Origin of the sequence: Pseudomonas persica, assembly GCF_900291015.1 — a bacterium.
In the GTDB taxonomy this organism is placed as follows: domain Bacteria; phylum Pseudomonadota; class Gammaproteobacteria; order Pseudomonadales; family Pseudomonadaceae; genus Aquipseudomonas.
Window position 1 is genome coordinate 269743 of sequence record NZ_OLKL01000033.1, and the last position, 22316, is coordinate 292058.

A 22316-nucleotide genomic window follows, 5' to 3' on the forward strand; every position below is an offset into this window, starting at 1 on the left:
CGGCGGTACTCCAAGGCGAATCAGTCAGTGCTCAGCACACCACGGCGCACCTGGTCGCGCTCGATGGATTCGAACAGGGCCTTGAAGTTGCCCTCGCCAAAGCCGTCATCACCCTTGCGCTGGATGAACTCGAAGAACACCGGGCCAAGCAGGGTCTCGGAGAATATCTGCAACAGCAGGCGCTTGTCGTCAGGCTGCGAGGCGCCATCAAGCAGGATGCCACGTGCTTTAAGCTGGTCTACCGGCTCGCCGTGACCAGGCAGGCGCTCTTCGAGCATTTCGTAGTAGGTTTGCGGCGGTGCAGTCATGAAGCGCATGCCGAAGCCCTTGAGGGCGTCCCAGGTCTTGAGCAGGTCATCGGTCAGGAAGGCCACGTGCTGGATGCCTTCGCCATTGAACTGCATCAGGAACTCTTCGATCTGCCCGGCACCCTTGGACGACTCTTCGTTCAGCGGGATGCGGATCATGCCATCCGGTGCGGTCATGGCGCGCGAAGTCAGCCCGGTGTACTCACCCTTGATGTCGAAGTAGCGGATTTCGCGGAAGTTGAACAGCTTCTCGTAGAAGCCGGCCCAGTACGACATGCGCCCGCGATAAACGTTGTGAGTGAGGTGGTCGATGATCTTCAGGCCGGCACCCACCGGGTTGCGATCCACACCCTCGATGAACTTGAAGTCGATATCGTAGATCGAGCTGCCCTCTTCGAAACGGTCGATCAGGTACAGCGGCGCCCCGCCGATACCCTTGATCGCCGGCAGACGCAGCTCCATCGGGCCGGTTTCGATTTCCACCGGCTGGGCGCCCAGCTCCAGGGCACGAGCATAGGCCTCATGGGCGTTGCGCACGCGGAACGCCATGCCGCATACCGACGGGCCGTGTTCGGCGGCGAAGTACGAGGCAACGCTCTTGGGTTCGTTGTTCAGGATCAGGTTTATGTCACCCTGGCGATACAGGTGCACATCCTTGGAACGGTGGGTAGCCACCTTGGTGAAGCCCAGCATCTGGAATACCGGCTCGAGTACGCCAGGGGTCGGCGATGCCAGTTCGATGAATTCGAAGCCCATCAGGCCCATTGGATTGTCGAAAATATCAGCCATGTTCGTGTCCTCATCTGTAGCGAAAATTTATTGATTGCGTGGGATGTGGAACGGAAACGGCGGTGAGCAGGGGATACCCCGCACGCTGCGGGCGAGGAAGTCACCTATGATCAGCTTGAACCCATGGTATGTCATATGGACCCATTCTCGGCGGGCTTGATCCCTCGGCGTTGAAGGACCTTATTGTTGTATTCGTAAACCGATTCTACATTGCGTAAAATGGTTTGTCGCGCTTTTAGTTGCTCGCGGGTTCCGACAAGCGGCTATCATCTCGTAATCCTCTCTAAAGATCAGACCAGCATGCCCCTTACCGTCAAACGCCGCGCCGGCCTCGGCTGGCGCCCCCTGCTGCCCTGGGTCGTCGGCGTGCTGCCGGTGGTGTGTGGCCTGGCCGTGATGGACTGGCAGATCGAGCGCGAGATGCAGGCCAGCAGCCAGGCCACCACTCGCCAGGTGGTGGAGCATGTCGAGCGCATTCTCGACAACCTGTCCAGCGCTGCCACTGCCCTGCTGCCGCTTGCCGGCAGCACGTGCGACCAGACCCAGCTCATGCTGCGCGCCCAGGTCACGCGTAACGCCTTCGTACGTTCGACCAACCTGTTCCGGCACAACGCCCTTTATTGTACCTCGCTGTTCGGCGCATTCGACGAGCCGGTCAACCCCGGCGACTACACCGACGGCAAGCTGTGGCTGATGGACGGCAACTCGGTCACCCCGGGCCACCCGCTGCTGGTGTACCGGGCCAGCGACGGTGACCGCGGGGCGATCAGCACGGTAGATGGTGACCACCTGCTGACGGCGTTACGCCTGATCGGCCCCGATGAAGACCTGCAGATCCGCGTGGGTGATGCCTGGATGGGCAAGGATGGCATCGTGCACAAGGGCGTTCCACCCGCCGCGGCCAGCGCGAATGTGCTGCTCGGCTCGACGCGTTACCCGTTCAGCGTGCATGGCGGCTATGGCGCCGACCAGCGGGGGCTGCTGTGGCGCAGCCACTACCCCGCCCTGTTCGGCTTGCTGCTGGTACTGGGTGCTGTGGCCGCCCTGGTGTGCCGCTGGCAGGTTCGCCGCGCCACCTCGCCCCGTGCCGAACTGCGCCGGGCGCTGGAGGCCGACGAGTTCCTGCCGTACTTCCAGCCGGTGGTGCGCAAGGGCGATTACCGTTGGGCCGGTGCCGAAGTGCTGATGCGCTGGAACCACCCGAGCGAGGGCCTGGTAAGGCCCGATCTGTTCATCCCCTACGCCGAACACAGCGGCCAGATCGTCGCCATGACCCGCGCGCTGATGATGCATACAGCGCAGAACCTGGCGCCATATGCCGGGCTGCTGGAGGACGGCTTCCACATCGGCGTCAACATCACCGCCGACCATTGCCGCGACTTCAGCCTGCTGGACGACTGCCGCACGTTCCTCCAGCACTTCCCGCCAGGCCGGGTGGTGCTGACCCTGGAGCTGACCGAGCGCAAGCTGATCGAGGCCACGCCGGTGGCCCTGGAACTGTTCGGGAAGCTGAATGCCATGGGCGTGAAGATCGCCCTCGACGACTTCGGCACCGGCCAGTCAAGCCTCAACTATCTGCGCCAGTTCAAGGTCGACTACCTGAAGATCGACCAGAGCTTCGTCGCCATGATCGGTGGCGACGCGCTGTCGGTGCATATTCTCGAGACCATCATCGAGCTGTCGGCCAAGCTGGGCCTGGGCATCGTTGCCGAAGGCGTGGAAACCGAAGCCCAGCGCGACTACCTGGCCCATCACGAGGTGGACTTCCAGCAGGGCTACCTGTTCGCCAGGCCCATGCCGGCTGCGCAGTTCCTCGAGGCACTGGCCGCACGCCCGACTGCGTCGCGGTTGCCGCAAGCCGCGCCCCCTGAGATCATGCGCGGCTGATTCACCCGCTCAATTCCCTATTCGAGGCATTCGTGTCAAAAGGCATTCTTTCGTCGGTCATGGCGTCCTGTCTGTTCGCCGTGATGTACTTCTATACCTCTCTGCTCACACCACTCGATGGCGAAGAGATCTTTGGCTGGCGCACCCTGTTGACGCTGCCCTGCCTGACCCTGTTCATGCTTGTCTCGAAAGACTGGAAACGGGTGGGCGAACTGCTCGCCCGGGTAAAACGCACGCCGCTGCTATTGCTGGGCATGGTCGGCACGTCGTGGCTGATGGGCGTGCAGCTGTGGCTGTTCCTCTGGGCTCCCCTGCACGGGCGCAGCCTGGAAGTGTCGATGGGCTACTTCCTGCTGCCGCTGGCCATGGTCCTGACCGGGCGGCTGGTGTATGGCGAGCGCCTGTCACGCCTGCAGAAGGTGGCCGTGGCCTGCGCCGCGCTGGGCGTGGGCCACGAGCTGTATCAGCATGGCAGTTTCGCCTGGGAAACCCTGGTGGTGACGATTGGCTACCCGATTTACTTCGTGTTGCGCAAGCGCTGCCGCACCGACCACCTGGGTGGCCTGTGGTGCGACATGTGCCTGCTGTTGCCCTGGGCATTGTACTTCGTGATCCAGGGCCCGCTTTCCCCTGCCGACCTGCAGGCACACCCCGCACTGTATGCGTTGATCCCGATCCTCGGGGCGATCAGCGCCTCGGCCCTGATCGCCTACGTGCTGGCCAGCCGCTTGCTGCCGTTCAGCCTGTTCGGCCTGCTCAGCTACGTCGAACCGGTGCTACTGGTCGGCGTGGCGCTGCTGCTGGGCGAAACCATCGGCGCGGATCAGTGGCTGACCTACCTGCCGATCTGGGCTGCGGTGCTGGTGCTGGTGATCGAGGGCTTCAAGCACCTGCTGCGTCAGCGTCGCCGTTCGGTGTAAGCCGAACCTGGCGCACCCGCCGCTCCTCGACCGCCTCCACGGTCAGCATCCAGCCATTCCAGGCCAGGCGGTCACCGACCATCGGCAGGCGGTCGAGCAGGCTCATCACCAGGCCCGCGAGGGTCTGGTAGTCCTCGGTGGCACGGGCGCTGAAGCCGGTACGCGCCTGTACCTGGCTGAGGTTCAACGCACCGCTGACCACAAAGCCTTCACCTTCCTTGACGATACCCGGGCCTTCGACCTCACTGGCATCCGGCAGCTCACCGGCAATCGACTCGAGGATGTCAGTCATGGTCAGCAGGCCGGTGAAGTCACCGAACTCGTTGACTACGAAGGCGATGTGGGTCGACTGGCCGCGCATCTGCTCCAGGGCGTTGAGGATGCTGAAGCTCTCCAGCAGGTTCAACGGTACCCGGGCCATGCTTTCCAGATCGGGCTGGCTGCCCGACAGCAGTTCCTTGAGCAGCTCCTTCTTGTGCACGAAGCCCAGTGGCTCGTCCACGCGGCCGTCGCGGATCAACGGCAGGCGCGAGTACGGTGAATTGGCCAGGGCCTGGGCGATGGCGTCGGCCGGCTGCGCCAGATCGATCAAATCGACCTCGGCGCGGGCGGTCATCACCGTACGGATCGGCCGCTCGGCCAGGTTCAGCACGCCACTGATCATCACCCGTTCACGGCGGTCGAACAGCACCTGCTCCTCACCGCCTTCGACCAGGTCGGCGATTTCCTCGCCCACCTCGTCAGCCTCGACCCGGCGGCCACCCAGCAGGCGCAGCACGGCATGCGCGGTGCGCTCACGCAACGGCCGGTGCTGCTGCAGGCTGCGCTTGCGGCGGGCACGGGCCAACTGGTTGAACAGCTCGATCAGGATCGAGAAGCCGATGGCCGCATACAGGTAACCTTTGGGGATATGGAAGCCCAGGCCTTCGGCGGTCAGGCTGAAGCCGATCATCATCAGGAAGCCCAGGCACAGCATGATCACCGTGGGGTGGGCGTTGACGAAGCGGGTCAGAGGCTTGCTGGCAACGATCATGATGCCGATCGAGAAGATCACCGCGATCATCATCACCGACAAATGCTCGACCATGCCCACCGCGGTGATCACCGCGTCCAGCGAGAACACCGCATCGAGCACCACGATCTGCGCGACGATCGGCCAGAAAGCAGCGTGGCGCACCGCACCGCTGGTCTGGGCCACATGGCCCTCCAGGCGTTCATGCAGCTCCATGGTGGCCTTGAACAGCAGGAAAACGCCACCGAACAGCATGATCAGGTCACGGCCCGAGAAGCTCTTGTCGAACACCTCGAACAACGGCGCGGTCAGGGTGACCATCCACGAGATACTGGCCAACAGGCCCAGGCGCATGATCAACGCCAAGCTCAGGCCAATGACCCGCGCGCGGTCGCGCTGGTGCGGCGGCAGCTTGTCGGCAAGGATGGCGATGAACACCAGGTTGTCGATACCCAGCACCAGTTCGAGGACGATAAGCGTCAACAGACCCAACCAGGCCGTGGGGTCGGCTAGCCATTCCATTAGCGGGTACTCACGAGGGCAGCGTCACGAGGACGGCAGAAGGAAGGCCTTGAAGGCCGGGGACTGGGGGGCTCCGCGAAGGTGCTCATATAGACCTTGATAGCAAAATGGGGAATTGATCCTACAAGTACGGCAGCTTTCCGTGATAGCGCAAAACTATTTCAAAACCTGTAACACCCTCAGCAGAAATGCGTTGGCCGGGCGTGAGGTACTTTTGTTCAATACCGCAGGCTGTCGATGCCCGAGCATGGAGGCCTCCTTCAACCAAACGGATCACCCTCATGAGCCTGTCTCTGTCCATGGCCGCTTTCGCACTGGCGGCCTCGATCTCCCCCGGCCCGGTCAACATCATCGCACTGGGCAGCGGTGCCCGCCATGGCTTGCGTGCCAGCCTGGCGCATGTGGCCGGCGCCACGCTGGGCTTCTGCCTGCTGCTGGTGCTGGTCGGGCTTGGCCTGCATCAACTGCTGCTGCGCTGGCCCTTGCTGGGCCTGCTGTTGCACTGGGGCGGCGTGGCGTTCCTGCTGTACATGGCATGGAAGCTGGCCAGCGACGACGGCCAGCTGGGCAGCGCACAACCCACCCAGGCCCCTTCGGCCTGGCACGGCGCAGCGATGCAATGGCTCAACCCCAAGGCATGGCTGGCAGCGGTGGCCGGGGTGGGTGCCTACACCGGCGGTGAGCAGCAGTTGCTGTGGCTGTTTGCCTGGATCTACGGGCCGATCTGTTTCATTTCGGTGGCCAGTTGGGCGTGGGCCGGGAGCGTGGTTCGCCAATACCTGGGCAACCCACGGCACATGCGCCTGCTGAATCGGGGCTTGGCGGTACTGCTCGTGGGCAGCGCGGTTTACCTGGTCATTCAAGGCTAGCTGCACCGGCCCTATCGCCGGCAAGCCAGCTCCCACCCCGACCGCACTCCCCTCAAGACCTGTGCAGTACCTGTGGGAGCTGGCTTGCCGGCGATAGGGCCATCACGGCGAACATGGCAATTCAGCCGAATGCATTGCGGTAATGCCCCGGCGTCGCCGCCAGGTGCTGTTTGAAGGCCCGCTGCAGGTGCGCCTGGTCGGCAAACCCGGCCTCCTGCGCAACCTCGGCAATTGCCCGACCCTGGCGCAGTTGCGCCCTGGCCAGTTGCACGCGCTGGTCGAGCAGGTAGCCATGCGGCGTCAAACCGAAGCGTTGGCGGAACGCGCGAATCAGGTACGAGCGCGACAGGCCACAGGCCGCGCAGATGTCGTCCAGGCTCAGCGGGTCGCTGCGATGGGCGCGTATGAACGCTGCCGCCGCGTCCAGCCGCGGGTTGCCCTCCTCGTTCACGCTGGCGTTACCGCCAAGCAAACCCGGCAGTGCGCCAAACAGCGCAGCCAGGCGGCCTTCCCGGCCAGGCATGCTGGCGTCGAACAGGTCGGCAAAGGCCTGCAACAGGCACCGGTACAACGCCGGCGAGCTACTCCAGATCTGGGCCGGCAAGGCAAAACCCAGCGCCTGCAACCAGGGCATATCGACGAACAACATCAGGTAGGACCACGGCTCCCCGGCGACGGGGTTGCAGGCATGCACCACACCTGGGTTCATCAGCACCGTGGTACCAGCCCCCACCTCGATGCGCTGGTCACCGTTCAGGTAGGTGCTGCGCCCACCCGTGATCACCCCGATGGAGAAGCTCTCGTGGGAATGCGCGGCGTAGCACACCTGGCGCCCGTCCCCTACCCGCCGGGCTTCGACGAAGGGTAACGCCGGATCGCGCCAGAACCGTGATACCTCGATCATCCCTCACCCCGCTCGCCGCTGCCATGCGCCCGAATACTACACGCTTATCGCGGAAACAGGTCCAGCGTCCGTTCCACTTCGCCGATATCGATGGTGAAACCATCGCCGTCCGGCATCCCGACCACAAAGCCGAAATGCTGGTGGTCACGATCCATCAGGTACTTGTAGTAGCTGACAAACCGATTGGGCGGCTGCAAGGTCAGCAGGCAACCGCCGGCCTGCAGCACATTGACCCCATGCACCAGTTGGCTACCCTCCACGCCGATGACCACCCTTGCCCCGGCGCAGGCCGCGACGATACTCGGCACATCGGACTTCAGCGGGTTGACGATGCGAAAGCCACGGGTGGCGCGCAAGTGCTCGGCCAGCGCCAGCTCATTGCGCAACAGGCGCAGGTCACCGTCGCCACCACGCAACAGGAACACCCCAGGGTGTGGCGCATGCTGCACATGCGACAGCAGCTTGTCGCCCATGGCCCGGTAGCGGGCATGCCGGCTGCGGTTGTTGGCCTGATCATCGAACAGCACCAGTTCACGGAAAAACGCACTGCGCAGGCGCAGCGGGTTCATCTCCAGCCAGTCTTCATAGGCCGGCGCCTGGGTAAACAGCGGGAATCTGGCCGAGGGCGCGGTGGTTACCGGTGTGCCTTCGTCACAGGCCAGCGCATAGGTCGGACAATCCTCCATCAGCCAGGTGCCGAACCAGGTATTGCCGTTTTGCGTGCAATAGATGGCCGCGCGGTCGATTTCGTTGTCCACGACGATGCTCGGAAAGGGGCCTGGCTTCAGCGACAGCCAGTGGCTGGCCTTGCCCTTGTACAACGCCCCGTCGACCAGCCACACCTCCTTGATCAGGTAGCCGCGGGTTGGCCCTTGCAGCGTGCTGATGCCGCCCTCCATGGTGCGCGCCGGGTGTACGTAGGGATAGAAGCGCTTGCCTTCCCAGCCCGTCACCCGCTCCAGTTGGCCTGGCAGGTAAATGGCCGCGGGCGAGACCGTGACTTCACCGGGGGCAATGTCCCAGCTCTTGGCCGCGATGCTCTTGAGGTCGATGGTGCTGTTCCCGCCCAGGCGTTTGCGCGCCATATAGCGGTAGGCGGCCAGGGTCCAGGTGTGCTGCCTGGCTGCAGGCGATGCACTGAACTGCGAGATGTCGCTTCCCATGAAGCGTCCTCCCTTGCTGACAAGGTCAAAAGCCTGGCGCAACGCACCAGATCAACGCCTTCCTGGCATCCGCTCAGTGGCACATGACCCTTTCCATGGCGGGCGGCGACTGCAGGTTGGCGTAACGGCGGCGCAAGCTTTCCACGAACGCATCGGCCGCGCCGTTGCCACCATAGAAATAAATCTTGTGCAGGCCACCAAACACCATCTCCTGGTAGCGGCTGGCAACTTCCTCGTCACTCGGGCCCTCGGGCAAGCCCAGATGCAGCGTGAGCTTGTCGCCTTCGATCGCGAACATCGGCGTGTCCCAGAGAAACTTCGCCGTGCCGGTTCTGGGTAAGCGGACAAACAGGCAGGCATGGTTACCCAGCGAATCGATATCGCCACCGCGGCGGCGCTTCCACTTCAACAAACCGTCATCCGGGCGCGCCAGGCAAAGACCGATGTCGTAATAATCGAAGCCCTGCTTCAGTGCCCATTCCAGGGCCATGAAGGTGGTGATCGAGTTCACCTCGCGCAACTTCCGTGCATCGGTAAACACTGCCTCGCAATAGCCAAAACGCAACGTGCTCCAGTAACGCTTGCCACCGCGCACCACTTCACAACCCAGATGGCAGCCGATCACTTCTTCGCCCAAGGTGATCAAGTCGAGCCGGCCGACGCTGCTGGCAATGCGATACACTTCCTCAGTGGGAAACTGCGCGGCATGGATACCTTGCCTGGCGCTGGCATAGGGGCGCAGCAGGTCGCGGTCAGCCATGGCGATCTCGTCGTCCGAGCGGGCCTGGCGCATCTGGTACAGCGGGCGGTTCTTGCGGATGCTGCGCCGCAACTCGCTGTCGTAGCGCGCCGTGATGTCATCCAGCGAGCGCCCGAGCGGCACCACGGCGCTCAGGTAATGCGGCACCGACAATGCCCCCGACGTCGGCATTTCACTGACCACCACCACGTGGTTGGCCGCCATCGTCGCGTTTGCACTGTCAATTATTGCAGCGCTGCCCTGGCCCTTGCCGGCAATCAGCAGCTTGGCCATTTCCCGTTGCTGCTTTCGGCCAATATAAACAATTTCGTAGGGGCTTTCCTGCTGCAACCGAAACCTGGCAATTTCCCAACGCCAGAAACAGGCACGCGCCATCACTTCAAGTATCTTGCTGGCCAGGTGTCTCATTTCGTAGCGTATGGAGGGCGAGATGAGTTTTCGCGCCACTGCCGTCAAGGTCGCTTTCATTTCTTTTTCGACACCCTTCGCTGTGCCTATGATCTATCGGAAAAGGACAACCATTCAGCCAAAAGACTTATCATGTTGATATTCAGGAGTTATCCGGCAAGTCCCCATGTCAATTAACAATTTAAGGTGCGCACAAACACTTTAGCAAGTGGCACTTTGATTGCATTTCACGAAGGCATTTGGAAGTCTTGTAAAGTTTCATGGCGTCAAATTTCCTGCATGAAAATCTCCCCCAACAAACACTTTTCTATCAACCTGCCCACCCGCGTTATTCCCTTAGCACTTGGCAATTGATAAATAACGTTTGATGCCTTCTTTGCATAAAAGAAGCATCGACCTGCCCGCCAACCGCACCTACCCACCCGGACCTGGATGCCTGCCTGTACAACAGGCAGGCACTTGCGGCCATGTTAAGCCAGACTGGTGTTTTTCCGGCGGCCGGTGCATGCTCGCAGCTGAAGCGATTCACCTGGCTCGAAACCCGCCCAGCAATGTGAGGTGCAGTACCCATGGACCGTCTGCTCGATTCACTCTTCCCCAGCGCCGAGAACATCCCGGAAACCTGGCGCCTGGAAGCCCCCCTTGAACAACGCGACTACCTGGTGAACGGTGAGCTCAGGCGCTGGGACGGCCCCCTGGCCACAGTGCGCAGCCCGGTCTGGCTCAAGGATGGCAACGATGAGCACCAAGTAGTGCTGGGCAGCGCCCCGCTGCTCGATGCCGACACCGCGCTCACCGCCCTCGATGCCGCTGTGCAGGCCTACGACAAAGGCCGCGGCGCCTGGCCGAACATGCGCGTGGCCGAGCGCATCCAGCACGTCGAAACCTTCCTGGCACGCATGCGTGAGCAGCGTCAGGCCGTGGTCAAGCTGCTGATGTGGGAGATCGGCAAGAACCTCAAGGATTCGGAAAAGGAATTCGACCGCACCTGCGACTACATCGTCGACACCATCAACGCCCTCAAAGACCTCGACCGCCATTCCAGCCGCTTCGAGCTGGAACAGGGTACGCTGGGCCAGATCCGCCGTGTGCCGCTGGGCGTGGCCCTGTGCATGGGGCCATACAACTACCCGCTGAACGAAACCTTCACCACGCTGATCCCGGCGCTGATCATGGGCAACACCGTGGTATTCAAGCCGGCCAAGTTCGGCGTGCTGCTGATTCGGCCGTTGCTCGAAGCCTTCCGTGACAGCTTCCCGCCGGGGGTGATCAACGTCATCTACGGCCGCGGCCGGGAAACGGTGAGCGCGCTGATGGCCAGCGGCAACGTCGATGTGTTCGCCTTCATCGGCACGCACAAGGCCGCCAGCGACCTGAAAAAGCTGCACCCGCGCCCGCACCGCCTGCGCGCCGCGCTGGGTCTGGATGCCAAGAACCCGGGCATCGTGCTGCCTCAGGTGGACCTCGACAACGCCGTCGAAGAGGCAGTCACCGGTGCACTGTCGTTCAATGGTCAGCGCTGCACGGCGCTGAAAATCCTGTTCGTCCACGAGGACGTGGTCGATGCCTTCCTCGACAAGTTCCAGCGCAAGCTGGCCGCGCTCAAGCCCGGCATGCCGTGGGAGCCTGGCGTAGCGCTGACACCGCTGCCCGAGCCCGGCAAGGTCGACTACCTCGACGGCCTGGTCGCCGATGCCACCGCCAAGGGCGCACGTGTGCTCAACGAAGGCGGTGGGCACAGCCGTGGCTCGTTCTTCTACCCGGCCGTGTTGTACCCGGTAAAGCCCGACATGCGCGTCTACCACGAAGAGCAGTTCGGCCCGTTGGTGCCGGTGGTGCCTTACCGCGACCTGCAGACGGTGATCGACTATGTACTGGACTCCGACTACGGCCAGCAACTGAGCCTGTTCGGCAATGACCCGGCGACCATCGGCAACCTGGTCGACATCTTCGCCAACCAGGTCGGGCGCATCAACATCAACGCGCAATGTCAGCGCGGCCCCGACACTTACCCGTTCAACGGCCGCAAGAACAGCGCCGAAGGCACCCTGTCGGTACACGACGCCCTGCGTGTATTCTCGATCCGCACGTTGGTCGCAACGCGCTTCCAGGAGGCCAACAAGGAACTGATCAGCGAGATCATTCGCAACCGGCAGTCAAGCTTCCTGACCACCGACTACATCTTCTGAACGGCCGCGCTTATAGAGAATCGATCTATCACCCCTGTCGATTTTCCATCTGCGCAAACGACTCTAAGCAACAGGGCGTCCACCGACGCCCACTTCCAAGGAGAGTCGAACATGGCAGCCAAACCCATCCCCGAAGGCCAGCGCAGCATCACGCCCTACCTGGCCATCAACGACGCCGCCAAGGCCATCGAGTTCTACAAGAAGGCCTTCGCTGCCGTCGAGATGTTCCGCCTCGACGCCCCGGACGGCCGCGTCGGCCATGCCGAGCTGAAGATCGGTGACTCGTCGCTGATGCTTGGCGACCCGTGCGATATGGAGGGTGGCCTCACCGCCAGCCAGAAACTCGGCGGCGCAGGCGTAGGCCTGCACCTGTATGTCGAGGACTGCGACAAGGTCTACGCCCAGGCCCTGGCGGCCGGCGCCACCCAGCTGCGTGCGGTGACGGACCAGTTCTACGGCGACCGCAGCGGCACCCTGAAGGACCCGTTCGGCAACATCTGGTTCGTTTCCACCCACAAAGAGGACCTGACTCCCGACGAAATTCGCGCCCGCGCGGCGCAGATGTTCGCTGGCAACTGAGCGGTAAGTTGAAAGCGGCGCGACTTTGCCTGAAGCTTGGAGCTCGTAGCTGGGAGCTGCTTCATGCGAATCATCGACAAAACCGCCGCACAGGTTCGTAGCCTGACCCCTGCAGAAGAGGAGCTGCTGGTCGGCTTTGCCACCGGCAGCCTCACCGGCCCACGCCTGCTGCAGGCCAACCAGTTGCTGATGAAGGTGCGCAACGCCAACCAGTGGCTGGCCTGCGACTGCCGTAACGATGCCCTGCCGGTGCTCAATGTCACCCTCAACGGCAATACCGGTACGCTGTTTCTCAAGAACAACCCGGGTACCGCCGAGCACGCACCCGGCTGTCCGTTCACCAAGGACGAGCGAGAAGCGGCCGAGCGCGAAAACGACCCTGCGCCACCCGCTGCCTGGCTGCCGCCCGACACACCATTGCGCCTGATCGGCGACTTCCGCAGCGGCACCACCAGCGGCGGCGGCGATGGCAGCGAAAGGCGTGAACAACAGCGCCTGCTGTCACTGCTGCTGACCTGGATCGAAACCAGCGGCCTCAACCTGTATGCCACACACCTGAAAAAGGACCTGACTGGGCAATTTGCCGAGTTGCGCAGCGTGGCCAGCCGCTATCCGCTGCTGGAGCGGGTGCCTGCCAGCAACTACCTGGAAACCCGCCTGGACATGAAGCACATGATGATGCTCAAGTCCCGCCTGCGCGAAGCCACGGTGTTCGGCAACCACCGCCGCCACGGCCTGCTGCTGGACTGCGTGGACCAGATCAAAGGGCGCAAGCTGTTCAACAACCGCAGTGAAGACGGCTTCGACTTCCAGGGCCACCACCTGTACTGGGGCGGCAACCGCACCGCCGGGCCGTTGCTGGCCTTGGCGCTATACTCGCCGACCAGTGCCGGCAGCCATTTCTACGAGCTGATCCATGTGGCCAGCGTGCCGGTGCTGTCCCGCGCCCACCTGTTCCCGGTGTATCGCGACGAAGAACGCGAGCCGCTCAAGGCCCTGGTATCACTGGTCGACTGGATGGCCAGCAAGGGCGTGAAAGTGCAGATGCGCCGCCCGGTGATCGGCGGCCAGGTGATGGATGAGCTGGTAATGACCTCGGACCAGGACCGGGTATTGTCGGTGTCGTTGCTGGAACAACCCATCGGCCCCGAGCCGGATACCGAGAACTTCAAGCGCTACGCCGACTTCAAGAGCCTGGAAACCTTCCGCAAATTCGTTGCCGGCTTCTTCATGCGTGAGCGCTGAGCCCATCTACCGGCACACACGAAACCTTGCAGGAGCAACTGTATGGCCCAGCCCTTTGGGCTGCGCTGTCGCATAGAGAACTGAATTCGCAAGCGGTCCGTGCATCCTGTGGGAGCGGCTTTAGCCGCGAAGAATCCAACGCGGTGCATGGCACCGGCTGCGCCGGTGTTCGCGGCTAAAGCCGCTCCCACAGGGCCCCTGCTAATTCAACGAGTTATGTGCAGTTCTATGAGAGCTGGCTTGCCGGCGATGAGGCCCGTACAGGCTGCATGAGGTTTGCATATCAGCCCAGGAACAGCGTGTACGCCGGGTTGTCGGTCTCATCCCAGTACCGGTACCCCATCTCATCCAGCGCCAACGGCAACCCCGCCAACTCATCCCCCGGCACTTCCAGCGCCGCGAAAACCCGGGCCTCTGCCGCGCCATGGTTGCGGTAATGGAACAGGCTGATGTTCCAACGCTTGCCAAGCCGCTCCAGAAAGCCCAGCAAGGCCCCCGGGCGCTCGGGGAATTCGAAGCGCAGCACCCGCTCGTCAGCCCCGGGCGCAGCATGGCCACCCACGGTATGCCGTACATGCAGTTTGGCCAGTTCGTTGTCGGTCAGGTCCAGTACGCGGTAGCCCTGTCCGCGCAGGCTGGCCAGCAACTGTTCGCGTGGGTCGTGCACAGGATGGGTCTGCACTCCCACGAACAGGCGCGCCGCCTTGCCAGGGTAATAGCGGTAGTTGAACTCGGTGATCTGCCGCTTGCCCAGGGCCTGGCAGAAGGCGCGGAAGCTGCCCGGCTGTTCGGGAATGGTGACAGCGATGATCGCCTCGCGCTGCTCGCCCAGCTCGGCACGCTCGGCCACATGGCGCAGGCGGTCGAAGTTGACATTGGCCCCGGAGTCGATGGCCACCAGGGTCTGCCCCTGCACGCCGTCGCGCGCCACGTACTTCTTGATCCCGGCCACGGCCAGGGCGCCGGACGGCTCGGTGATCGAGCGGGTGTCATCATAGATATCCTTGATCGCCGCGCACAGCTCATCACTGCTCACAGTCACCACTTCGTCAACGAAGTGCCGGCACAGCTCGAAGCAATGGGCGCCGATCTGCGCCACCGCCACACCATCGGCGAAGGTGCCGACCTGCGGCAGGATCACCCGCTCACCGGCCGCCATGGCGGCCTGCAGGCAGTTGGAATCTTCCGGCTCGACGCCGATCACCTTCACCTCAGGGCGCAGGTACTTCACATAGGCGGCAATGCCGGCAATCAGCCCTCCGCCACCCACCGGCACGAAGATGGCGTCCAGCGCACCCGGGCGCTGGCGCAGGATCTCCATGGCCACGGTGCCCTGCCCGGCGATCACATCCGGGTCGTCGAATGGCGGCACGAAGGTGGCACCTTCGCTGTCGGCCAGTTTCAGCGCGTGGGCCAAGGCATGGGGGAAGCTCTCACCGTGCAGCACTACATGGCCACCGCGCGAACGTACCCCTTCCACCTTCAGCGACGGCGTGGTGGTAGGCATGACGATGGTGGCCCTGATGCCCAGATGCGATGCCGCCAGGGCCACGCCCTGGGCATGGTTGCCCGCAGAGGCGGTGATCACCCCACGCTCACGCTGCGCGGTACTCAGCCGTGACAGGCGGGTGTAGGCACCACGGATCTTGAACGAGAAGGTAGGCTGCAGGTCTTCCCGCTTGAGCAACACCTGGTTGCCCAGGCCGGCAGACAACGCCGGCGCAGCTTGCAGGGGCGTTTCGATGGCCAGGTCGTACACCGGGGCGGCAAGAATGCGCCGCACCTGCTCCGACAGCAGTTGCTGGGGGGTGACAACGATGTCATGTGGGCTACGAGGGCTGACGCTGAAGCTGGTCATCGAAACTCCTTGGCTGTGTTCACGTTGCCCAGGAGTCAGAGAGAAGAAACCCGCCTCCAGGGCGGGTTCGGTGCACGTACGCGCTAGCCCGCCAAGCTGATAATGGCGGTAATAATAATGGCGTTGAGGTGCGGGACAGTATTCATGAGCAGGAACTTAGCCGGTAGTACGGCACAAAGTCAACACTTCGCCTGCTGCGCCGAAAGCGGCACATCGAACACCTTGTCGAAGCCCCACTGGAAGACAAACGCGTACACGAAGAAGAACACGAACAACGCCAGGTTGGTCAACAACGCCGCCCACAGGCTGACATCCAGCCAATACGCCACCAGCGGCAGCAGGATCAGCACCAGCCCGCCCTCGAAGCCCAACGCATGCAGCAGGCGCCGCAAGAAAGTGCGCTCACGCTGGTGCTGACGGGCTTCCCAGCGCTCGAACAGCCAGTTGTAGGCCATGTTCCAGCTCATCGCAATGCCCGACATCAACACCGACAGCACGGTCGACTGTGCCATGCCGGCACCGAACGCCAACTCCAGTGCAGGCGCCACGCAGGCGACGGCGATAGCTTCGTAAAGAATGGCCTGGACGATCTTGCGTGCCTTGCCTTGCATGTTCAGCTCCCTGGTTAAACGACCTGTAAAGCTACAAGAAGTGGCCCACAAGAAAAAGCCGGAAATTTGGACAACCCCGCGTTCGGCTGCTTGTATCTATCCAGTACAAACGGCGACATGTCGTACAGCTTCGTCCAGGGAATCGAACGAGGATTAAGACGATGGCCCCCCCCTTCCTGCCGGTGACCGGCTCATGAGCCTGGTATTCATCGATTTTCTCACCTACGTGCTGTTCGGCCTGAAGACCCTCGCGATCGTCCTGGCCTCGCTGATGTTCCTGCTGGGCCTGGATGACTTGTTCATCGACCTGTGCTACTGGGGCCGCAAGCTGATCCGGCGCTTTCGCATCTACGACAAGTACGAAAAAGCCGACGAAAAACGCCTGTTCGAGGTACCGGAGAAACCCTTGGCCATCATGGTCCCGGCCTGGAACGAAGTGGGCGTGGTGGGTGAGATGGCGCGCCTGGCAGCCTCGACCATCGACTACGAGAACTACCAGATCTTCGTCGGTACCTACCCCAACGACCCGCAAACCCAGGCCGACGTCGACGCGGTGTGCCTGCACTACCCCAACGTGCACAAGGTGGTCTGCGCCCGCCCCGGCCCCACCAGCAAAGCCGACTGCCTGAACAACATCATCGACGCCCTGCTGCGCTTCCAGCAGGACGCCGGCATCGAGTTCGCCGGCTTCATCCTGCACGACGCCGAAGACGTGATCTCGCCCATGGAGCTGCGCCTGTTCAACTACCTGCTGCCGAACAAGGACATGATCCAGATCCCGGTGTACCCCTATGCACCGGAATGGAAGGGTTTCACCGCCGGGCACTACGTCGACGAGTTTGCCGAGAACCATGGCAAGGACGTGATCGTGCGCGAGGCCCTGACCGGTCAGGTACCCAGCGCCGGTGTCGGCACCTGCTTCAGCCGCCGCGCCATCAGTGCGCTGCTCGAGGACGGCGACGGCATCGCCTTCGACGTGCAGAGCCTTACCGAAGACTACGACATCGGTTTCCGCCTGAAGCAAAAGGGCATGAAGTGCATTTTCGCCCGTTACTCCATCACCGACCCGGCGCTGACCCTGAAGCAGGAATGGCGCCCGGGCATGAGCCGCGAATTCTCCCAGGTGATCTGCGTACGCGAGCACTTCCCGCGCGACTGGCAGCATGCCATCCGGCAGAAGTCGCGGTGGATTGTCGGCATTGTCTTCCAGGGCACCAGCAACCTCGGCTGGAGCCGCAAGGGCGCGCTCAACTACTTCCTCTGGCGTGACCGCCGCGGCCTGTTCGCCTACCTGCTGAGCTTTCTGGTCAACCTGTTGCTGCTGGTGTTGCTGGCCATGTGGCTGGTCACGGTGATTGCGCCAGAGTCGTGGCGCTTCATGTCGATCCTCAGCGACAGCCAGCTGCTGACCACCTTGCTGTGGCTGAACGGGCTGATGCTGTTCAACCGCCTGTTCCAGCGTGCCTGGTTCGTCACCCGCTTCTATGGCATCGGCGAAGGCCTGCTGTCGGCGCCGCGGATGATGTGGAGCAACTTCGTCAACTTCTTCGCCAACCTGCGTGCCCTGCGCCAGGTGATGGAAATGGGTGACTCGCGGCGCGTGGCCTGGGACAAGACCACTCACGAATTCCCCGCCATCGCCGCCCCCGCCCGCACGCCGCTGGGCCAGCGTCTGGTGGCCAAGGGCCTGATCAGCGACGAACAGTTGCAACAGGCGATCACCAGCCCGGTACGCCGGCGCCTGGGCCGCGAGCTGCTGCTGCGCGGCTGGTTGAACAGCGAACAGCTGGTCGCCACCCTGGCCGAGCAACTGGACCTGCCCTGGGCACCGCTGAACCCGTTCAAGCTCGACCCGCAACTGATCGCCAAACTGCCGCGCAAGCTGGCGACGCACTATGGCGTGCTGCCGGTGGCCGAAGACGGCGACATGCTGGTCCTGGCCAGCGAAAGCCCGGTCAGCCAGGTGTCGCTGGGGGTTATCAGCCGCCACCTGAAACGCCCGGTCAGCGCGCGCCTGGCGCCACAGGGCCGGGTGACCCTGGGCCTGCGCTACCACTACCCAAGCCCTTGGCAGAAGCCGGAAACCCGCGACATGCTGGCTATCCTCGAACGCCACCAGGACGACGAAGTGCTGCTGGAACGGGTCAGCCACCATCAGGTAATGCTCGGTGCGCTGCTGCAGGTGCGCGGCATGGTCCCGGTCACCCTGTTCAACCAGGCGCTGATCGACTTCGCCCCGGAACACCAGAGCCTCGGCGAGCATCTGATCGCCCGCGGCATCATCACCGAGCAGGTGCTGCAGCAGGCCCTGATCGAACAGGCCAGCGAACAGCAGGCCGCCTTTGACCTGACCCGGGAGGTGGCATGAAGCCGCGCTTGTCCCTCACCTTCACTGGCTTGTTGCTGTGCTCCGCAGCCCTTCCCAGCGCCGCTTCGGTGCCGATGACCGACTTTCAGCGGTTCACCAGCTACCCGTTCATGGAGCGCAGCTACCGCGAAGCGAAGAAGGATAACTGGGCCGAGGTCGAACGCCTGACCCGCCACGTGCTGAACCGGGTGCCGAACAACGACGAAGCCCGCGCGCTGCTGGTGGAGGCCCTGGCCCACCAGCGCCGCTACAAGGAGGCCGAAGCCCTGGCCGAACAGCTGGACGGCAGCCCCGAATACGCCAACGCGCTGTTTGAACTGCGCCTGGCCTGGATCGAACAGGCCCTGCCGCCGGCCAGCCAGGTGGAACAATGGCTGGCCACCAGCGACGGCACCCACCGGGTGCGCCTGTGGCAGGCCTACAGCCTGAGCCTGGCCAAATCCGGTGGCGCCGCCAAGGCGCTGGACTGGCTCAAGCAACTGCCGCCACAGGGGGATGGCCAATTGCTGCGCCTGGCCCGGGCCAATTTCGCCGAACAACTGCGCAACTGGAAGGAGACCATCGAACAGCTGCAGCCGCTGGCCGACCAAGGCCAGTTGCCCGCGCAGGACTGGCAGCGCCTGGCCAATGCCTATATCCAGCAGGTGGATGAAAAAGGGCTGAACGCGCTGCTGCCCAGCGCCCCTTCCCCGGCAGCAGCCAACCAGGCCCGCCTGGCCATGGCCAACCGCGCCATCGCCGTCGGCCAGAACCAGCAGGCTCAGCGTTGGCTGCAAGCACTGCCCGCCACGCAGCTGAACCAGCCCGAGCAGCGCCAGCAACTGTGGGAGCTGGCCCGCGAAGGCAACGACGCGCCGCTGGTCCAGCGCCTGAGCAACGAACTGCAACGCCCCTGCCTGGAAACCGTCGACTGGCTGTCGCGCCGCGCCCCGGAACTGGCGCGCGAACAGTTCAAGGGCTGCACCGCCAGCACCGACCCAAGCGCCTACGCCGTGCTCAAGCAACGCCTGTACGGCGACCCGCCACAGCCCCCGCAACCACGCACCGCCGCCGAATGGGAGAAACGCTATCGGCAGAGCGGCGACCTGGCGGCACTGGAGCAAGCCACCTTCCTGCTGACGCAACAGGGCCACGGTGAACACGCCAGGCAACTGCTGGAGCAGGCCTACGACCGCCACCAGGGCCGCCTTGCCCCGTCGCTGCTGCAGCGCCTGGGCAACCTGTATGCGCGTAGCGACGGGCCGCTGGACAGCCGCCGCATGCTCAGCCTGATCCCTCGGGTCGACGCCAATACCCGTGCCCAGCTGCTCGGCCGCCTGGCCGAGGCTGGCCTGTGCGATACCGTGCGCCAGGCCGTACCGGCCACCCCCAGCGAACCTGGCCAGTACCGCGCCCTGGGCCGCTGCGCCATGCCTGAGCAGCCCGGCGAAGCGGTGGTCTATTACCAGGCCGCCGCACGGCTGGGCGACAGCGGCAGTCGCTTGCCCCTCGCCTATGCCCTGGAAGCGGCTGGCGATTCCGAAGCGGCCCAGCCCATCTGGCGTACCCAGCCGGACAGCGCCTGGACCGACAACGCCCGTCTCACCGCCGCCCGTGGCGCGCTGAACGCTGGCGACCCGCAAGCGGCCCGGCGCTATTGGGACGCCGCCGCACACAACAGCGCCGACGACTGGGCCCTGGGTGCCGCCATCGCCCAGCGCCAGGGTGATTACCAGGCTGCGCTGGGCTTCCAGCGCCAGGCCCTGGCGCACAACCCGCGGGCCGACCACTACTACGCCGCCGCCAGTACCGCGCAACTGGCCGGTGACAGTGCCCAGAGCAGCGCCTGGCTGGCCGAAGCCGTGCGCCTGGCTCCCGACCAGCCGCGCTACCGCGCCGACTACGGCATGCGCCTGGCCGGCTCGACGGACAAGGCCCAGCGCCGCCAGGCGATCCCCTACCTGGAACGCGCCACCCACGACTTCCCCGAGGACTACCGCCTTGGCGAGACGCTGGCCTTGCGCTACGACGAAGCCGAAGACAGCGCTTCGGCACGCCGCGAACTGCGCCGCATCCTCGATGTGGAGCAGGATCTGGTCGACGGCGACGATGAGTACGGCAGCCTGGAAGCCCGCAAATACCGCCAGCGCCGCGCCCACGAAAGCCTGTCGCGGCGCGACAGCATCACCCTGGCCAGCACCTGGTCGCCGGCCGGCACCTCGACCAATGACAGGTTCCTCGACAATGGCCAGCGCAGCGGCACTTCGCGCCGCGCGCAATCGCAGAACGTGCAATTGGCCATGTGGGACCACGCCCTGGGCGAAGAGCCCAGCCGCAACGGCAGCACCCTGTCGGTGTATGGCCGTGTGCTGTTCGGAGGGCAAAGCCGCACCGACTACGCGCAAAGCATGGGCACCGGCGTCGGCCTGCGCTACAAGCCCCTCGGCCAGGCCAACCTCAACCTGTATGCCGAGCTGTACCACCAGCGACAGATCGACGAGGAGCACTATCGCGGCCTGAGCCTGGGCCAACTGCTGAGTCCGGCCAAGGTCGGCGGCAACTGGGGTGACTTGCGTCACCACGCCGAATCGAGCAACGACCTGCTGTTGCGCGCCACCGCCTCGTTCCTCGACCAGGGCGACTGGCGCAACGACTGGCGGGTCGATGAAGACGACTGGAACGAGCGTTTCCTCTACCTCGACGCCGCCTGGTGGACCCGGGCCGGCGACCACGCCTGGCTGTCGCGCTACCAACAGGGCCACGCCTGGAAGCTGCCGGGCAGCTCGCCGCAAACCATCATGCCCTATGGCTTTGTCGAGTTTTCCAGCCAGGACCCGAGCAACGACTGGCGCCAGGACGCCCGGGCCGGGGTTGGCGTGCGCTGGCAATGGTGGTTCGATGACGACCGCTACAACGCCTACCGCGGTTCGCTGAAAGTGCGTGCCGAGTACCAGCAAGCCCTGGGCGGCAATCTATACGAGCGCGCCAACGGCGTGCTGGTCGGTGCGGAGATGACCTTCTGATGCGTACGTTTCTGGCCCTCTGCCTGCTTGCCGTGTGCCTGCCAGCCAGCGCCGACCAGCGCCTGTTCTACCAACCCCTCAACCGCGACGCCAATGTCACCCCCGCCCAGTGGCAGCAATTGTGGCATGCCACCGTGGTCCGGGGCGGCAAGACCCTGATCGTGCAATGGAGCGCCTATGGCGACAGCGATTTCGGTGGCGCCCAGGGCTGGCTGGCCAACAGCCTGCGCAGCGCGCGTGCCCAAGGTCTGCAACTGGTGCTGGGGCTGTACATGGACCCGGCCTACTACCAGCGTCTCGACGAGCTCGATGGTGAAGGCCTGAACAGTTACTGGAAAGCGCAGCTGGGGCGCTCGCTCAGCCAGTACCAGCAACTGCGCCAGGCGTGGCAGTTGTCGGTGGACGGCTGGTACCTGCCGATGGAGCTGGACGACCATCATTTTCGCGAGGCCGAACGCCGTGATGCCCTGCACAGCCAGTTGCAGGCCTTCAACCGGCAGCTGGACAAGCCTTTGCACATCAGCGCCTTCAGCGCCGGCAAACTGTCGCCGCGGGTCAATGCCGCCTGGCTGGATCAACTGGCCGGGTTGGGCTTGACTGTGTGGTGGCAGGACGGCGCCGGGACCGGGCGCTTGCCCGCGTTGGTACGCCAGGGCTATGAGCAGGCCTTGCCGTGCCGGGTGGGCGTGGTGCGCGAGGCGTTCCGCCAGGTGAGCGCGCCAGGGCAGGTATTTCGGGCGGAGCCTGCCGAGCCCAAGCTGGGCGGCGGGTGCCATGCCGAGGCGGTATTCGACCTGCGTTACCGGCCCTGGGCCCGGGGTGTTCTGCCCAGCAATTGAGTCTCCAGGCCCGGCCCCTTCGCGGGTAAACCCGCTCCCACAAAGACCGCACAGAGTTCAAGCACTGTGGAGTACCCGCGAAG

16 protein-coding genes are annotated in these 22316 nt (G+C 63.9%); 9 read left to right on the forward strand and 7 right to left on the reverse strand.

Annotation, left to right across the window (positions count from 1 at the left end):
- Positions 1–20: 20 nt before the first annotated feature.
- Positions 21–1097, reverse strand: coding sequence for a 4-hydroxyphenylpyruvate dioxygenase (gene hppD, locus FQ664_RS16780; RefSeq protein ID WP_144173418.1), 1077 nt, complete (start codon positions 1095–1097; stop codon positions 21–23).
- A gap of 300 nt (positions 1098–1397) precedes the next feature.
- On the opposite strand from hppD, the gene FQ664_RS16785 reads away from it, so the two are divergent.
- Positions 1398–2984 (forward strand): EAL domain-containing protein, encoded by a 1587-nt coding sequence (locus FQ664_RS16785; protein ID WP_144173420.1) that lies wholly within the window; start codon positions 1398–1400, stop codon positions 2982–2984.
- 32 nt (positions 2985–3016) lie between these two features.
- Positions 3017–3904: an EamA family transporter RarD gene (gene rarD, locus FQ664_RS16790; protein WP_144173422.1), complete on the forward strand. Its 888-nt coding sequence runs from the start codon at positions 3017–3019 to the stop codon at positions 3902–3904.
- Here rarD and FQ664_RS16795 read toward each other — a convergent pair.
- On the reverse strand, positions 3867–5438 hold the full coding sequence (locus tag FQ664_RS16795) for a TerC family protein (RefSeq protein WP_144173424.1): 1572 nt from the start codon (positions 5436–5438) through the stop codon (positions 3867–3869). The two genes, rarD and FQ664_RS16795, sit on opposite strands and share 38 nt — an antisense overlap.
- Positions 5439–5719: 281 nt before the next feature.
- On the opposite strand from FQ664_RS16795, the gene FQ664_RS16800 reads away from it, so the two are divergent.
- A complete protein-coding gene (locus FQ664_RS16800; RefSeq protein ID WP_144173426.1) occupies positions 5720–6307 on the forward strand; it encodes a LysE family translocator in 588 nt (195 codons plus the stop codon).
- Between the two features lie 121 nt (positions 6308–6428).
- On the opposite strand, the gene FQ664_RS16805 is transcribed toward FQ664_RS16800, so the two are convergent.
- From FQ664_RS16805 to FQ664_RS16815, 3 genes are all read right to left on the reverse strand, one after another.
- Entirely contained in the window at positions 6429–7211 is a 783-nt protein-coding gene (locus FQ664_RS16805; RefSeq protein WP_144173428.1) for an AraC family transcriptional regulator, read from the reverse strand.
- Positions 7212–7255: 44 nt separating this feature from the next.
- Complete coding sequence (locus tag FQ664_RS16810; RefSeq protein ID WP_144173430.1) at positions 7256–8374, reverse strand: glycosyltransferase family 61 protein; 1119 nt, start codon at positions 8372–8374, stop codon at positions 7256–7258.
- A 73-nt stretch (positions 8375–8447) separates the two neighbouring features.
- Entirely contained in the window at positions 8448–9602 is a 1155-nt protein-coding gene (locus tag FQ664_RS16815; RefSeq protein ID WP_144173433.1) for a hypothetical protein, read from the reverse strand.
- A gap of 509 nt (positions 9603–10111) precedes the next feature.
- Here FQ664_RS16815 and FQ664_RS16825 point away from each other — a divergent pair.
- The 3 genes from FQ664_RS16825 (at position 10112) to FQ664_RS16835 (ending at position 13555) form a co-directional block, all read left to right on the forward strand.
- A complete protein-coding gene (locus FQ664_RS16825; RefSeq protein ID WP_144173436.1) occupies positions 10112–11731 on the forward strand; it encodes an NADP-dependent glyceraldehyde-3-phosphate dehydrogenase in 1620 nt (539 codons plus the stop codon).
- 111 nt (positions 11732–11842) lie between these two features.
- The gene (locus FQ664_RS16830; RefSeq protein WP_144173438.1) at positions 11843–12310 is read left to right on the forward strand and encodes a VOC family protein; all 468 of its coding nucleotides are present in this window, start codon (positions 11843–11845) and stop codon (positions 12308–12310) included.
- A gap of 63 nt (positions 12311–12373) precedes the next feature.
- Positions 12374–13555 carry a hypothetical protein gene (locus FQ664_RS16835; protein ID WP_144173440.1) on the forward strand — a complete coding sequence of 394 codons (1182 nt, stop codon included), beginning with the start codon at positions 12374–12376 and terminating at the stop codon, positions 13553–13555.
- Between the two features lie 283 nt (positions 13556–13838).
- On the opposite strand, the gene ilvA is transcribed toward FQ664_RS16835, so the two are convergent.
- Together ilvA and FQ664_RS16845 are read right to left on the reverse strand one after the other, a co-directional pair.
- A complete protein-coding gene (gene ilvA / locus FQ664_RS16840; protein WP_144173442.1) occupies positions 13839–15413 on the reverse strand; it encodes a threonine ammonia-lyase, biosynthetic in 1575 nt (524 codons plus the stop codon).
- Positions 15414–15592: 179 nt separating this feature from the next.
- Entirely contained in the window at positions 15593–16024 is a 432-nt protein-coding gene (locus FQ664_RS16845; RefSeq protein ID WP_144173444.1) for a PACE efflux transporter, read from the reverse strand.
- Between the two features lie 193 nt (positions 16025–16217).
- Between FQ664_RS16845 and nfrB the strand changes: the two genes are divergently transcribed.
- From nfrB to FQ664_RS16860, 3 genes are read left to right on the forward strand one after another with little or no spacing between them, the layout of a single operon-like run.
- The gene (gene nfrB / locus FQ664_RS16850) at positions 16218–18392 is read left to right on the forward strand and encodes a cyclic di-3',5'-guanylate-activated glycosyltransferase NfrB (RefSeq protein ID WP_144173446.1); all 2175 of its coding nucleotides are present in this window, start codon (positions 16218–16220) and stop codon (positions 18390–18392) included.
- Positions 18389–21394 (forward strand): phage receptor, encoded by a 3006-nt coding sequence (locus FQ664_RS16855; RefSeq protein ID WP_144173448.1) that lies wholly within the window; start codon positions 18389–18391, stop codon positions 21392–21394. The genes nfrB and FQ664_RS16855 overlap by 4 nt, the downstream gene beginning before the upstream one ends.
- The gene (locus FQ664_RS16860) at positions 21394–22233 is read left to right on the forward strand and encodes a DUF4434 family protein (RefSeq protein ID WP_144173450.1); all 840 of its coding nucleotides are present in this window, start codon (positions 21394–21396) and stop codon (positions 22231–22233) included. The genes FQ664_RS16855 and FQ664_RS16860 overlap by 1 nt, the downstream gene beginning before the upstream one ends.
- Positions 22234–22316: the final 83 nt, after the last annotated feature.

Coding starts and splice junctions, on each gene's coding strand:
- hppD (WP_144173418.1), bottom strand. CDS start 1,097: ATGGCTGATATTTTCGACAATCCAATGGGCCTGATGGGCTTCGAATTC.
- FQ664_RS16785 (WP_144173420.1), top strand. CDS start 1,398: ATGCCCCTTACCGTCAAACGCCGCGCCGGCCTCGGCTGGCGCCCCCTG.
- FQ664_RS16795 (WP_144173424.1), bottom strand. CDS start 5,438: ATGGAATGGCTAGCCGACCCCACGGCCTGGTTGGGTCTGTTGACGCTT.
- FQ664_RS16800 (WP_144173426.1), top strand. CDS start 5,720: ATGAGCCTGTCTCTGTCCATGGCCGCTTTCGCACTGGCGGCCTCGATC.
- FQ664_RS16805 (WP_144173428.1), bottom strand. CDS start 7,211: ATGATCGAGGTATCACGGTTCTGGCGCGATCCGGCGTTACCCTTCGTC.
- FQ664_RS16810 (WP_144173430.1), bottom strand. CDS start 8,374: ATGGGAAGCGACATCTCGCAGTTCAGTGCATCGCCTGCAGCCAGGCAG.
- FQ664_RS16815 (WP_144173433.1), bottom strand. CDS start 9,602: ATGAAAGCGACCTTGACGGCAGTGGCGCGAAAACTCATCTCGCCCTCC.
- FQ664_RS16825 (WP_144173436.1), top strand. CDS start 10,112: ATGGACCGTCTGCTCGATTCACTCTTCCCCAGCGCCGAGAACATCCCG.
- FQ664_RS16830 (WP_144173438.1), top strand. CDS start 11,843: ATGGCAGCCAAACCCATCCCCGAAGGCCAGCGCAGCATCACGCCCTAC.
- FQ664_RS16835 (WP_144173440.1), top strand. CDS start 12,374: ATGCGAATCATCGACAAAACCGCCGCACAGGTTCGTAGCCTGACCCCT.
- ilvA (WP_144173442.1), bottom strand. CDS start 15,413: ATGACCAGCTTCAGCGTCAGCCCTCGTAGCCCACATGACATCGTTGTC.
- FQ664_RS16845 (WP_144173444.1), bottom strand. CDS start 16,024: ATGCAAGGCAAGGCACGCAAGATCGTCCAGGCCATTCTTTACGAAGCT.
- nfrB (WP_144173446.1), top strand. CDS start 16,218: ATGAGCCTGGTATTCATCGATTTTCTCACCTACGTGCTGTTCGGCCTG.
- FQ664_RS16855 (WP_144173448.1), top strand. CDS start 18,389: ATGAAGCCGCGCTTGTCCCTCACCTTCACTGGCTTGTTGCTGTGCTCC.
- FQ664_RS16860 (WP_144173450.1), top strand. CDS start 21,394: ATGCGTACGTTTCTGGCCCTCTGCCTGCTTGCCGTGTGCCTGCCAGCC.